The sequence below is a fragment of the Grimontia hollisae CIP 101886 genome, from assembly GCF_000176515.1.
GTDB lineage: Bacteria > Pseudomonadota > Gammaproteobacteria > Enterobacterales > Vibrionaceae > Enterovibrio > Enterovibrio hollisae.
Genome location: NZ_ADAQ01000013.1, coordinates 1,177,973 through 1,192,106 on the forward strand (window position 1 = coordinate 1,177,973; position 14,134 = coordinate 1,192,106).

At 49.7% G+C, this 14,134-nt stretch carries 11 protein-coding genes; 5 read left to right on the forward strand and 6 right to left on the reverse strand.

All coding sequences use genetic code 11. The features are described from left to right. Positions 1-163 precede the first annotated feature (163 nt). On the reverse strand, positions 164-2,080 hold the full coding sequence (dnaK, locus tag VHA_RS18230; protein WP_005507025.1) for a molecular chaperone DnaK: 1,917 nt from the start codon (positions 2,078-2,080) through the stop codon (positions 164-166). A gap of 199 nt (positions 2,081-2,279) precedes the next feature. Further along, the gene (gene grpE, locus VHA_RS18235) at positions 2,280-2,885 is read right to left on the reverse strand and encodes a nucleotide exchange factor GrpE (protein WP_005507026.1); all 606 of its coding nucleotides are present in this window, start codon (positions 2,883-2,885) and stop codon (positions 2,280-2,282) included. Positions 2,886-3,069: 184 nt separating this feature from the next. On the opposite strand from grpE, the gene nadK reads away from it, so the two are divergent. The 4 genes from nadK (at position 3,070) to VHA_RS18255 (ending at position 7,801) form a co-directional block, all read left to right on the forward strand. After that, positions 3,070-3,951 (forward strand): NAD(+) kinase, encoded by an 882-nt coding sequence (nadK, locus tag VHA_RS18240; protein ID WP_005507027.1) that lies wholly within the window; start codon positions 3,070-3,072, stop codon positions 3,949-3,951. Between the two features lie 186 nt (positions 3,952-4,137). Continuing rightward, positions 4,138-5,805, forward strand: a complete 1,668-nt coding sequence (gene recN / locus VHA_RS18245) for a DNA repair protein RecN (protein ID WP_005507028.1) — start codon at positions 4,138-4,140, stop codon at positions 5,803-5,805. Between the two features lie 115 nt (positions 5,806-5,920). After that, a complete protein-coding gene (bamE, locus tag VHA_RS18250) occupies positions 5,921-6,277 on the forward strand; it encodes an outer membrane protein assembly factor BamE (protein ID WP_005507030.1) in 357 nt (118 codons plus the stop codon). Between the two features lie 102 nt (positions 6,278-6,379). Continuing rightward, entirely contained in the window at positions 6,380-7,801 is a 1,422-nt protein-coding gene (locus VHA_RS18255; protein ID WP_005502426.1) for an IS1182-like element ISGho1 family transposase, read from the forward strand. A 144-nt stretch (positions 7,802-7,945) separates the two neighbouring features. On the opposite strand, the gene phoU is transcribed toward VHA_RS18255, so the two are convergent. The 4 genes from phoU to VHA_RS18275 are packed head-to-tail and all read right to left on the reverse strand — an operon-like array spanning position 7,946 to position 13,373. Further along, entirely contained in the window at positions 7,946-8,653 is a 708-nt protein-coding gene (phoU, locus tag VHA_RS18260) for a phosphate signaling complex protein PhoU (protein ID WP_005507032.1), read from the reverse strand. A gap of 14 nt (positions 8,654-8,667) precedes the next feature. Continuing rightward, positions 8,668-9,486, reverse strand: coding sequence for a phosphate ABC transporter ATP-binding protein PstB (gene pstB, locus VHA_RS18265; protein WP_005507034.1), 819 nt, complete (start codon positions 9,484-9,486; stop codon positions 8,668-8,670). 33 nt (positions 9,487-9,519) lie between these two features. After that, positions 9,520-11,166: a phosphate ABC transporter permease PstA gene (pstA, locus tag VHA_RS18270; RefSeq protein ID WP_040529217.1), complete on the reverse strand. Its 1,647-nt coding sequence runs from the start codon at positions 11,164-11,166 to the stop codon at positions 9,520-9,522. A gap of 41 nt (positions 11,167-11,207) precedes the next feature. Then, on the reverse strand, positions 11,208-13,373 hold the full coding sequence (locus VHA_RS18275; RefSeq protein ID WP_005507038.1) for an ABC transporter permease subunit: 2,166 nt from the start codon (positions 13,371-13,373) through the stop codon (positions 11,208-11,210). A gap of 245 nt (positions 13,374-13,618) precedes the next feature. On the opposite strand from VHA_RS18275, the gene VHA_RS18280 reads away from it, so the two are divergent. Continuing rightward, positions 13,619-14,131 (forward strand): glycine cleavage system transcriptional repressor, encoded by a 513-nt coding sequence (locus VHA_RS18280; RefSeq protein ID WP_005507040.1) that lies wholly within the window; start codon positions 13,619-13,621, stop codon positions 14,129-14,131. Positions 14,132-14,134: the final 3 nt, after the last annotated feature.

Sequence of the window (14,134 nt, forward strand, 5' to 3'; positions counted from 1 at the left end):
CACCTGCTTTTATACCGGACGGATGAAGTTCGCCCCGTATTATACAACTACGGGCGAAGGAGAGGTTCCTCCTGCGCCCGTGCGAAATAAAACGGTTAAATCTTTCGATTCAGGCCTTGCCCTGTTTCAGTAGCAAAGCCTGTTTCTGTGATTGTTTCCGGTCTTATTTTTTGTCGTCTTTTACTTCTTCAAACTCAGCATCAACAACATCGTCGTCTTGCTTAGTTTGTTCTGCACCGGCGCCTTGAGCTTGTGCAGCTTGTGCTTGCTGCTGAGCCACTTCCATCAGCTTCTGAGATGCTGCGATAAGTGCTTGCACTTTCTCGTCGATCGCTGCTTTATCTTCGCCTTTACGTGCTGTTTCCAGCTCATTGATAGCCGCTTCGATCTTCTCTTTCTCGTCAGCTGGCAGCGCATCGCCTGCTTCTTCAATTTGCTTGCGGGTGCCATGGATCATTTGGTCAGCTTGGTTGCGTGCAGTCGCCAGTTCTTCGAACTTCTTGTCGGCTTCTTTGTTCGCTTCCGCTTCCTGTACCATTTTCTCGATTTCTTCGTCGCTCAGACCGCCAGATGCCTGGATAGTGATCTTCTGCTCTTTGCCAGTCTGCTTGTCTTTCGCAGAAACGTGAAGAATACCATCAGCATCCAAGTCGAACACAACTTCGATTTGTGGCATGCCACGTGGCGCTGGGTTGATGCCTTCCAGGTTGAATTGACCCAGAGATTTGTTGTACATCGCCTGCTTACGCTCACCTTGCAGTACGTGGATAGTTACTGCGCTTTGGTTGTCTTCAGCAGTAGAGAACACTTGGTTCGCCTTAGTAGGGATAGTGGTGTTCTTCTCGATGAGCTTGGTCATCACACCGCCCATGGTTTCGATACCCAGAGACAGAGGCGTTACGTCCAGCAGCAGTACGTCTTTCACTTCACCTGCCAGTACACCGCCCTGAACTGCTGCACCAACTGCTACTGCTTCGTCAGGGTTCACGTCTTTACGTGCTTCCTTACCGAAGAACTCAGCCACTTTTGCCTGTACCAGTGGCATACGGGTCTGACCACCAACCAGGATAACGTCGTTGATGTCGTTAACAGACAGGTCTGCATCAGCCAGTGCCACTTTCAGAGGCTCCAGTGAACGCTGAACCAGATCTTCAACCAGTGACTCCAGTTTCGCACGGGTCACTTTGATGTTCATATGCTTAGGACCTGTCGCATCTGCCGTGATGTATGGCAGGTTTACGTCAGTTTGCTGTGCAGAAGACAGTTCAATCTTCGCTTTCTCAGCCGCTTCTTTCAGACGCTGCATTGCCAGTGGGTCTTTACGCAGGTCGATGCCCTGGTCTTTCTTGAACTCGTCAACCAGGTAGTTGATCATGCGGTTGTCGAAGTCTTCACCACCCAGGTGAGTGTCACCGTTGGTTGCCAGAACTTCGAACGTCTTCTCGCCATCAACTTCGTCGATTTCGATGATAGAGATATCGAACGTACCACCACCCAGGTCGTATACCGCGATAGTGCGGTCACCACCTTGCTTGTCCAGGCCGTAAGCCAGTGCAGCCGCAGTTGGTTCGTTGATAATACGTTTAACTTCCAGACCTGCGATACGGCCAGCGTCTTTGGTAGCCTGACGTTGTGCGTCGTTGAAGTACGCAGGTACAGTGATAACCGCGCCAGTCACTTCCTCACCCAGGAAGTCTTCCGCAGTTTTCTTCATTTTCTTCAGAACTTCAGCAGAAACCTGAGGCGCCGCCATTTTCTGGCCTTTTGCTTCAACCCAAGCGTCGCCGTTGTCAGCCTTAACGATTTTGTAAGGCATGATTTCGATATCACGCTGAACTTCTTCGTCTTCGAAGCGACGACCGATCAGTCGTTTGATTGCAAACAGCGTGTTTTCTGGGTTGGTCACTGCCTGACGTTTTGCTGGCTGACCCACCAGGGTTTCACCATCCTGGGTGTACGCGATGATTGATGGCGTTGTGCGATCGCCTTCCGCGTTTTCGATTACGCGTGGCTTGTCACCGTCCAGTACTGCTACACATGAGTTGGTAGTACCCAAGTCGATACCAATGATCTTACCCATTTGGTTTTCTCCGAAAATTCGTCTTACGTCTATGTTACGTTAACCCATATATGGGGGTCGCGTTTTAGGGTTCAACCCTGCACAAGAAAAATTTTTAAATTTTCTTTTTGATGCCTCTTAAATAAGGGCGACTTATTGGCTTTCAAGGCCTGAAATGGAAAAAACCCGCAACATGCGGGTTTTTCTTTGAAAATGCCGATTACGCTTGCTCGTCTACGTTACCAGCAGGTGCTTTAGACACCATGACCATTGCTGGACGAACAACGCGGCCATTGAGTTCATAGCCTTTTTGCATCACCAGCATCACAGTGTTTGGTGCGTGCTCTTCGCTTTCCTGAATAGACATTGCCTGATGGAATTCAGGGTTGAACGGTTCGCCCTGAGGGTTCAGCTCTTTCAAGCCAAATTTCTCCACCGCGTCTTTCATGGTTTTCAGTGTCAGCTCAACACCTTCAACCATGGGTTTCAGGGTCTCGTTTTCGCGGTCAGCCATTTCCACCGCGCGTTCCATGTTGTCGATAACAGGAAGCAGTTCGTTGGCAAAACGTTCCAGAGCAAACTTACGCGCTTTATCGATTTCCTGCTCTGTGCGACGACGCATGTTTTCCACATCTGCACGTGCACGCAGAACGCTGTCTTGTTGCTCTTTGACTTTTGCTTCACTTGCTTCAAGTGCAGCCTCAAGCTCAGTGATCCGGCTGATCATTGCATCGGTTTCAGCATCTAGGGCATTTTCTTCAGCCTGCGCGTCCACCGCTTCATTTTGCAACTCTTCTTCCTGGATCTTGTTTTCTTCTTTGCTCATGCTCTCTCCGACACAATACACTGTGTTGATGCCCCAAAATCTCATACATTGGGTCATCAATCTCGACGGTTTTGCTTATTATGGGGATGAATACTCACGTTTCAAGGTGTCTGTTCCCCGAAAGCACGACAACGGAAGGGCAATCACTTATACTCAAGCCACTAAACAGTGTAGGATCAACAAGATGGCAAAGCGTTTTAGCACTATTGCTTTGGTCGGAAAACCGCGAAACCCCGATGCGGTCGCAACCCATGAAAGCCTCTATAAATGGTTGACACATCAAGGTTATCGCACGCTGATCGACAACCGACTTGATAACTACCTGGATATCCCTGCCGAAGATTTTCACGACCTGCTCTCTTTGGGCGCAAAAGCTGATCTTGCCATTGTGATTGGTGGTGATGGCAATATGCTGGGTGCTGCCCGTGTCCTTTCCCGGTTTGATATTTCTGTTGTCGGTGTAAACCGTGGCAACCTCGGTTTCCTCACCGATCTCGATCCTGATGATTATGAAGAAGCATTGAGCTCAGTGCTGGCAGGCGAATACGTGGAAGATCACCGCTTTCTCTTAGAAGCAGAAGTTCACCGTCACGGCCAAGTAAAAAGTCATAACGCCGCGCTCAATGAAGCCGTCCTTCATCCGGGGCAAGTTGCCCATATGATTGAGTTTGAAGTCTATATCGATGACAACTTCGCGTTTTCTCAGCGCTCAGATGGCATCATTATTTCCACACCGACGGGCTCTACCGCGTACAGTCTGTCTGGTGGCGGACCCATTCTGTCGCCCAGCATTGACGCTATTTCGCTGGTGCCGATGTTCCCACACACGTTGTCGAGCCGGCCCTTAGTGGTGGATGCCAAACGTCATATCAAACTGGTGGTGTCGCCGGACAATGGCAGCACGCTGGAAGTCAGTTGCGACAGCCAGGTTTCCCTGCCGGTGAACCCGGGCGATGAAGTCCACATTTACCGTAGCCCTTCACTGCTGAAGCTAATTCACCCCAAAAACTATAGTTACTACAAAACCCTGCGCACCAAACTGGGTTGGTCCAGTAAGTTATTTTAGGGAACTGAACATATCGATAAAAAAGAGCAGCTTAGGCTGCTCTTTTTATGCCCGGCCTGTCCTCTGTTTGTTTTTTAACCTGCATCACAATTTGATGGCAAATTCATTCCTGAACATCTTTACTGTATACAAACACAGTATATACTGTGCAAAACAACAGGTGGTGATAAATACAGGTATATAGTCATGCTGGCACACATCACAATTCAAAACTTTGCCATTGTTAAAGCACTCGAGCTGGATTTCCAACCAGGAATGACCACTATTACCGGTGAAACTGGTGCAGGTAAATCGATCGCGATTGATGCATTAGGCTTATGCTTGGGCGATCGCGCTGACGCTGCCATGGTTCGCCCCGGCGAAGATAAAGCCGACATTGTGGTGCAGTTTCATTTGCAAAATAACCCGGCCGCAAGACGTTGGCTTGAAGACAATGAACTGGCCGATGGTGATGAATGTATTTTGCGGCGTGTTATCTCCAAAGAAGGCCGCTCCCGCGCCTATATCAATGGCAGTCCTGTTCCGGCTTCCCAACAAAAATCACTGGGACAGCATCTTATCAATATTCATGGTCAGCATGCTCACCAACTGCTGATGAAAAATGATTACCAACTGACACTGCTCGATCAGTACGCTGGCCACCAGCACCTTCTCGCCACAATGCGCCAACGCTATCAAGACTGGCGCGCGGCGAGGAATGAGCTCAAGCAACTGGAGAAAAATAAAGAAGCATTGGAAGCACAGCGCCAGTTGCTGGAGTATCAGGTCAATGAGCTCAATGAACTGGCATTAGGCGAAAATGAATATCCTGAGCTTGAGGAAGAGCACCGCCGTCTTTCAAATTGCGGTGACATCGCTATTGGCAGCCAAAGTGTATTGCAGGCGTTGAGTGATGGTGAAGAAAACAACGCCATGCAACTGCTGCAATTTGCCCAGCAAAAACTGGCAGAGCTCGCTGCGATGGATAACCGGTTCAACGAATTGACCCAGATGCTGGATGAAGCGTGTATCCAAGTGCAAGAAGCCAGCCATGAGATCTCAAGTTATATGGATCGCCTGGATATGGATCCGGCACGGTTGAGTTATCTGGACGAGCGCATGGCAACCATTATGCGCCTGTCGCGCAAGCACCAGGTATCACCAGACGAGCTCTTCGCTACCCATCAAACTCTGGTAAATGAACTGGAAAACCTGAACGACAGCGACAATCAGATTGAACAACTGGCCGCCAATGTAGATCTAAAACATCAGGCATGTCTGGTCGCTGCAGAAAAACTCAGCAAGAGTCGTAAACGTTATGCCAAAGAGCTGGACAATCTGATATCAGCCAGCATGCACGAACTCAGTATGGAAAACGGCAAGTTCCATATCGCCCTTGATAGCCAGCCAACCAGCCACTTATCACCGCTGGGAATCGACAATATCGAGTTTCTGGTTTCTACTAACCCCGGCCAACCCATGCAGGCACTAGGGCGTGTGGCATCTGGCGGGGAGCTGTCACGTATCTCGCTCGCCATCCAGGTAATAACAGCACAGAAAGTTGATACCCCAAGCCTGATTTTCGACGAAGTGGATGTAGGCATCAGCGGCCCGACAGCCGCCATTGTCGGTAAGCTGCTGCGCAAACTCGGAGAGTCCACACAAGTTATGTGTGTCACACACCTGCCGCAAGTTGCCGGTTGCGGCCATCAGCAAATGTTTGTGGCCAAAACCAGTGAAAACGGCCAAACTACAACTCGTATGGCTCTACTGGATACCCCATCACGGGTTAAGGAATTAGCCCGTTTGCTCGGTGGCAGTGAAATTACCGCGCATACGTTGGCAAACGCCAAGGAATTACTGGTTGCTGCCTGAGAAACAAACTATTCCAAAATGCACAGCTGAATAGATAAATTGAGACAAGAATTTTTTACTTCTCTTACCAGCTCGTTTATTATCATTTCTTATTTGGGACATAAAGTAAGACGTCATGCATTGGAAAAAGATCGTTACGGCAGCACTTGTTCTGATCAGCCTTTCAGGTTGCTCCTGGGCCAACAAGCTGGTTTACCGCATAGACATCAATCAGGGAAATTACATCGACCAAAATGCGGTTGAAGAGCTCAAATTCGGTATGACCAAAGAGCAAGTTAAGTTTTTGCTTGGCTCACCAATGCTAGTCGAATCTGGCTACCCTAAAACTTGGTATTTTGTTCAATATGTGAAACCCGGACATGAAGAGTCTGAGCAAAAAGAGCTGATCCTCTCTTTCGACAACAATAGCTTGTTGATTGGCATGAAAGGGGACTATCAACCAAGTTCCGGTTTTTTTGAAGTTGTGCAATAAAAAAACCCGCTTTCGCGGGTCAGACTGCTGACAAAGCCCTGGCCATTTGGCTGGGGCTTTGATCTAATAAGGGATAAGCAAACCAATCATGGATGTGGTGACATGCTTAAAGACCCTGGCCCTCAGCAATATGAAATCGAGATGGTGACACTCGAACAGTTGGTCCCCAAAAACCATCTCGTTCGCAAAATCGATGCTGCCGTCGACTTTGAATTTATCCGCGACGAGGTCGCCCACCTCTATTGCCACTACAATGGCCGCCCTGCGATAGACCCCGTTCGCCTGTTCAAAATCCTGCTCCTTGGCTTCCTCTTCGGCGCCAAAAGTGAACGCCAGCTCGTCAAAGACATCGAGGTCAATGTCGCTTACCGCTGGTTCCTGCGAATGTCACTCACTGAAAAGGTGATTGATGCGTCCACCTTGAGCCAGAATCGCCGCCGTCGCTTCAACGATACCGACGTGTTCGAACGCATCTTCATCCGTATCGTCGAACAGGCGATGAGCAAAGGCATGGTCGATGGACGTACCTTGTTTACCGACAGCACTCACCTGAAAGCCAATGCCAACAAGCGTAAATACCGTAACGAACTAGTGAAACAAAACGTCAGCGCTTATGCCGAGCTGTTGGATGAAGCGGTTGACGCTGACCGCGCAGCAGAAGGAAAACGCCCACTCAAGCCGAAAGATGGTCACATTGAGAAAAACACCAAAGTCAGCACCACCGACCCAGACAGCGGGTTCATGACACGGGACCAAAAACCACAGGGCTTCTTCTACCTTGACCATCGCACCGTCGACGGCAAACACGGCATCATCCTCGACACCCATGTCACGCCAGGCAATGTGAATGATGCCCAACCGTATATCGCTCGTCTGGATACCACGTTAGCGCGCTTTACGCTCTCGCCTGTTGCCGCCGGGCTTGATGCTGGTTACTTCACCGCGACTATCTGCCATGAACTGGAGCAGCGCCAAATCCTGCCGGTGATGGGATACCGCCGGCCTCACCGTACGAAGAATCCTATCAAGAAAAAGCACTTTCATTACGATAAAGAGACGGACCGCTATCTCTGTCCTCAGGGACAGGAGCTGATTTACAAGACCACCAACCGTCAGGCATACCGTGAATATCACTCTGATCCGCAGACATGCAAAACCTGCCCACTGCGTGAGGATTGCACCAAGAGTAAAAACCACAAACGGGTGATAACCCGGCACCTGTTCGAGAAATCGGTTGAGAATGCCAACGCTCTGAGACTGACTGCCTGGGGAAAGAAAGTGTACCGACGACGGGCAGAGACGGTGGAGCGCAGCTTCGCGGATGCCAAACAGCACCATGGTCATCGCTATGCGAGATTCCGAGGCTTGTTGAAAGTACAAATCCAGTGCTTTCTGGCGGCAGCGGCACAGAACATCAAGAAGATAGCCCTGATGGAGGCTTATCTTCGCAAAACTGGGCTCAATGCGCGCCAAATAGTCCAGATAGTGACGCAATTTAGCGTCTATGGGCTAAAAGCAGCCTGAACATAACAATATGGAAAAATAGCGTGATCGCGGCCTTCGGCCGCTAACAAAAGAAAACCCCGCTTGAAAAAGCGGGGTTAGTCAGCAATCTGACCCGCTTTCGCGGGTTTTTTATTGCCTCTCAGATCTGCATCCAGACAATCGCTATTTCAGCATTTTCTCCAACTGCTCTTTGTTGGTATGGCGGATATCTTTGCCTTTCACAAAGTAAATAATGTACTCACAGATGTTCTGGCAGCGGTCTCCTACCCGCTCTATAGCACGGGCTGACCACATCACTTTAAGCACATTGGGAATCGAGCGTGGGTCTTCCATCATGTACGTCATCAACTGGCGTAAAATCGCCTCATACTCTTTATCCAAATGATCATCACGATGGTAAACCTGCATCGCGGCATCCACATCCATACGGGCAAACGCATCCAAAACATCGTGCAGCATCCGCGCCGCTTTGTGACCAAGGTTCTCCAGTGAAACCAAGAATGGTTGTTGGTGATTGGAAAAATTGTCCAGCGCCATTCTCGCGATGCTGTCAGCCACATCACCGATTCGCTCAAGATCGGTAATGGTTTTGATAATGGCAATCACTAACCGCAAGTCACCGGCTGTGGGCTGACGTTTGGCAATGATACGGGTGCAGGCCTCGTCGATAGCCACTTCCATCGAATTGACTTTATGATCTTCACGGATCACCTTTTTTGCCAGCTCGATGTCCTGATAGTGTATCGCACGCAGTGCATCCGTTAACTGACGCTCAACCAGCCCCCCCATTGCCAGCACATGGGTGCGGATTGCTTCCAGCTCAGTATTAAACTGACCGGAAATGTGGCGACTGATATTTTGATTGTCCATTTGCGTGTGTTTCCTTAACCATAACGGCCGGTGATGTAATCTTCGGTTTGTTTGTTTTTCGGTGTCGTAAACAGCGTGTCGGTATCGGCATATTCTACCAATTTGCCTAAGTTGATAAAGGCGGTTTGATCAGAGACGCGTGCGGCCTGCTGCATGTTATGTGTCACAATGACCACGGTGTATTTACGCTTCAAATCGTTAATGAGCTCTTCAATCGTCAACGTAGAAATCGGGTCAAGTGCGGATGTCGGCTCATCAAGCAATAATACTTCCGGTTCAATCGCAATAGCACGGGCAATCACCAACCGCTGCTGCTGACCACCCGATAAACCAAACGCATTGTCATGAAGGCGATCTTTAACTTCATCCCAAAGGGCCGCGGCACGTAACGAGCGCTCAACGGCATCATCCAGCGTACGTACCTCTTTCACGCCTTGTAGGCGCAAACCGTAAATCACATTCTCATAGATAGACTTGGGAAACGGGTTGGGGCGTTGAAACACCATACCAACCTGTCGACGAAGCGCAGGCACATCGATGGTTTCATCGTACACATTGGTGCCATGCAGGAGGATTTCACCTTCAACTTTACACCCATCCACCAAATCGTTCATACGGTTGATGCAGCGCAGCAGGGTTGATTTGCCACAACCGGACGGGCCAATAAACGCCGTTACCTTCCCTTTGGGAATACGCATATTGATATTAAACAATGCCTGGGTATTGCTGTAATACAGGTTGAGATTACGGATCACCAATGCGGTCTGCTCATCAGGAAGAGATGAGAGATCAACCGGACCTGGCAATCTAATATTGGCATTGATAGATATCATTTCGTTGCGAATTCCTCTTAAAGCGATGTTGGGTTATATCTCTTGTTCCAGTGCGCGGTACTTTTCCCGCAGATGGTTACGGATAGTGATCGCAGCCAAATTAAGGCTGACAATCACCGTCACCAACAATAGTGACGTGGCGTAAACCAGTGGCCTTGCAGCCTCGATGTTCGGGCTTTGAAAGCCTACATCATAGACATGGTAACCAAGGTGCATGAACTTTCTGTCCAAATGCAGGAATGGAAAGTTGGCATCCAGCGGCAACGCCGGAGCCACTTTTACCACTCCGACCAACATCAGAGGAGCTACTTCACCTGCCGCCCGCGCTATCGCCAGGATCAACCCGGTCATAATAGCAGGGCTTGCCATAGGCAACACGATACGCCACAAGGTTTCAGCCTGTGTCGCTCCAAGCGCCATCGAGCCATGGCGCACCGACGTTGGAATACGCGCTAACCCCTCTTCAGTAGAAACAATCACCACTGGAAGGGTCAAAATAGCCAGTGTCAGTGATGACCATAGTATCCCCGGCGTACCGAATGTCGGGTTTGGCAACGCATCAGAATAAAACAGCGAATCAATGCTGCCTCCCACGAAATAAACGAAAAAGCCAAGACCAAACACGCCATAAACAATCGATGGCACACCGGCAAGGTTGACCACGGCAATGCGAATAATGCGGGTAAAGGTATTCTTACCTGCGTACTCATGCAGGTAAACCGCTGCCAATACACCAAGCGGTGTCACCATGACAGACATCAGTAACACCATCAATACCGTGCCAAATATCGCCGGGAACACGCCGCCTTCAGAATTGGCTTCACGTGGGTTTTCCGTCACGAAATGGGCAATTTGCTGTGCCCAATGTGTCAGCTTTTCAGGCCAGTCCATATTGTTAGGATACCAAAGCCGGAGCACGTCATTTAATGCGATAGTAACGGGCTCGCCATGGCGGTCTTTCACCACTAAACGGTCCAGCGACAGCTCATTGCGCCGCTGCATCAGCACGTCTTCCAATGACTGATAGCGAAGCTGCAGCGTTGCAATTCCTTCTTCCACTTTTGCCGGTACCGCCTGTCCCTTTTTGATATAAGCGGACCTCTCATTTTTCAGCGCGGTCAGCTGATAATTAACCGTCTTAATCTCGCGCTGTTCAATCTGGGCAATCGCTTTTCTGCGGGTATCTGCCGAGGCAATTTTCTGTTCAAAAAACACGTGATCCGGCGCATCAATCACATGTTTCCCACCGTCGATATAGCCAACCGGTATACCAAAAAACACCCCATTTTCCGTGCGTTCGATGACCGCTATATGGGGGGGTGCGGTTTGTGAGAGAATGTCCTGTTGCAGCACTGAGATAAAATCGTGCGCTTCCCGCTCCCGGTTAGCAACCTTGATAAGCAAGCGCTGATACTCATCAAGATTGGGGGCTTTCAGGGTCACACCCGCTTCTTCCAGTTGCTGGCGGGAAACCATCTCAACACCATAAATCTGGCCAAACACCGTATCCTCACCGTGGGGTGTTTCTATCTTGAATTCATACACAGGTGCAGGCCAGAAATAGGCAAGCCCTTTCCAGCCAATCAACAACATCACGCCCAACACTGCCACCAGACACAAGCTAACCATACCGGCGGTCACCCACACCCACGGAGAGCTGCTGTTTAACCGCTTAAGCATTTGCTGGCCTCAAAGCGCGTAAATGGATGGCGATGATAAAGTTACAAGGCACGGTATTTTTCCCGTAACTGCTGGCGGACAAACTCAGCCACAGTGTTAAACAAAAAAGTAAATGAGAACAGAATGAATGCCGTCAGAAACAGCACACGATAGTGCGAGCTGCCCACTTCCGATTCCGGCATTTCCACGGCAATATTGGCTGACAGGGTTCTCAGTCCTTCAAAGGGATTCCATTCCATCAATGGGGTATTCCCTGTTGCCATCAGCACAATCATGGTTTCTCCTACCGCACGTCCCAGCCCCATCATAATGGCAGAGAAAATCCCGGGACTGGCGGTGAGCAGCACAACCCGGGTCAATGTTTGCCAGTGGGTTGCACCGAGTGCGAGTGATCCATTCGTTAAGTGGCTCGGCACCGAAAAAATTGCATCTTCTGCAATGGTAAAAATGGTTGGGATCACCGCAAAGCCCATCGCAACACCGACAACAATAGCGTTGCGCTGATCAAAATTCACACCCAGCACGTCAGTGACAAACACCCGGCTGTCTCCACCTAAAAAGGTATTTTCTATCCAAGGCCCAAGTGTGAGCGACACATAACCTAACACCAATATCAGAGGAACCAGCACAAACAGGTGACCACCGGGGGGCAATTTCTTGCGGACAACCTTAGGCAAAAACGCCCAAATAACTGCGGACAGCAGGAATGAAACCGGCATAGAGACAAACATCAGGAGCACAGCCGGAAGGCGAGTTTCGATAACAGGTGCAAGCCAGAGCCCGGCAAGAAAACCGAGAATTACCGTGGGCAACGCTTCCATGATCTCAATGGTCGGCTTTACCACTTTCCTCATGCTAGCGGGCATAAAATAGGCTGTATAGATAGCCCCACCAACCGCCAGAGGAATGGCAAAAAATAATGCATAGGCAGCCACCTTGATGGTACCGAACACCACCGGCATGACACTGAGCTTACCTTCAAACGACTCACTGCCAGAGGTTGACTGCCAAACGTAACCAGGCGCGTCATACCCTTCATACCAGATTTTCTTCCACAGTGAACCGATGCTCACATCCGGGTGCGGATTATCCACCTTCAGCAGGATCAGTGAGCCGCCCCTTTCAACCAGCAAACGATCGGCGCGGGGAGAAAAAGCCAACGCATCAATCTGACCAGCAACATCCGGTATATCGAATACATCCTGGGTCTCACTCGGGGCGTGCCAGAACGTCAACGCCCCGCTGGATGACAGATTCACAAATACGCTGCGGTGAGGTTCTACCGCCAGCAGACCGTTTTCTGATGCGAACTCACGTACCATGGTTAACGAACGCTGGTTGGCTTTCGCCACATCAAACCATTGGGTGATCCTGCCGTCATCAAGGCGCACCATCAACGAGTGACCGCCGGCAAGCAGTGTCATGGATTGAGGCATGGCTCCCGTTACTGCGGTAATATCGACCGACTCACGCAGCGTCAGCTCACGCTCTGAAAACGAATACACATTCAACGTATGACCAGCCAATTCAAACAGTCTACGCCCATTGGGGGTGATCACAACATTGGCACCGGTCTGAGTCGGTAATTTAATATGTTGCTCTTTGCCCGCATTATCAATCACCACATTGAGCATATTTCCCGTCACCGCAGCAATCACCCGGCTATTGTTTCTCTGGGCAAAAGACAAGCTGGAAATAGGGTCACCGTTCCCAAGTTTCACGCTATCCAGTTTCTGGATATCCGGAGTAAACGTGCGCACGCCATCAACATAGTGGGAAAGAAAACGCAGGTGCTGAAAGCTGACGGTGCCATCTTTCAATCCATATGCACTGATCCCGGCATAAGGATGGGGAGAATAAAAGCTGGTTGGTGCGACAGCCAACTGCTCACGTGCGACGACGTTGCCTTCGCCCTCCAGTGAAAAGACGGTCAACATACCCTGATCAGAATAGCGATAACCCAACTGGTTATTATCATCTATGCCCAGTTGTTCGGCAGGATGCTCAAAACCAATTTCCAGAACATGATCAACCGAAACCGACGGGCTTTTGAACAGCGGCAACACCACATAAGCGAGGTAGAAGAAAATCAACAACAACGCCAGTAACACCGCAATGCCACCACCCGTGACGGAAAGGCGCGCAAGTCTGTCTTTGAAACGCCGCCGGATATCTCCCTGGGTCAGCGCATGGGTGGCGTTTGCCATTGGTACCTCATCGATTAGTTAAGCGGTTTATAATATTTATTTTTGATGACACAAATGTGACAGCCCAGCCTCTAAGACGCTATTACTCACCCGAAATCAAAGTGTAATAAAACATCGATAGTCTCGATTAACATTGATATGAGGCACAGATCGGAAGTGCTTGTTTCGCCCAAGGTAGACAGGGGTTTCAAACCGCTCTAATAATGAGCATTTCCCCTTCCGCTGTTGACGTAAAGGATTCGACCATGAAGCAGCTAGTTATCACCCTCATCGGCACAGATCGCCCAGGTCTGGTAGAAACACTCTCCGATACCGTATTCCAGCATCAGGGAAGTTGGCAAGCCAGCAGCCTGAGTAAACTTGCAGGAAAATTTGCAGGCATTGTCCAAATTGATATCAATGAAGACAATGCTGACGCACTCAAAGACGCGCTGAACCGCATTCCCGATTTAAATGTCCTTATCGCAAACGCAACACCACAAACAGAAATGGATACCACCACCCATACGCTGTCCGTCACAGGGAACGACCGCCCCGGGATAGTTCAGGAAGTCACGCGTGAAATTGCCAAATTTGGAATCAACATCAACAATCTGGAAACAAACACTCAAAGCGCGGCCAATTTTGGCGGCGTGATATTCAACGCCGAGTTTGATCTCGACATCGCTAACACCCTCTCGCTGGACGATCTTGGTGACGCACTGGAACAGCTTTCTGATGATCTGATCGTGGAGTTTGATGAAAGCGATATTGCCTAAAAA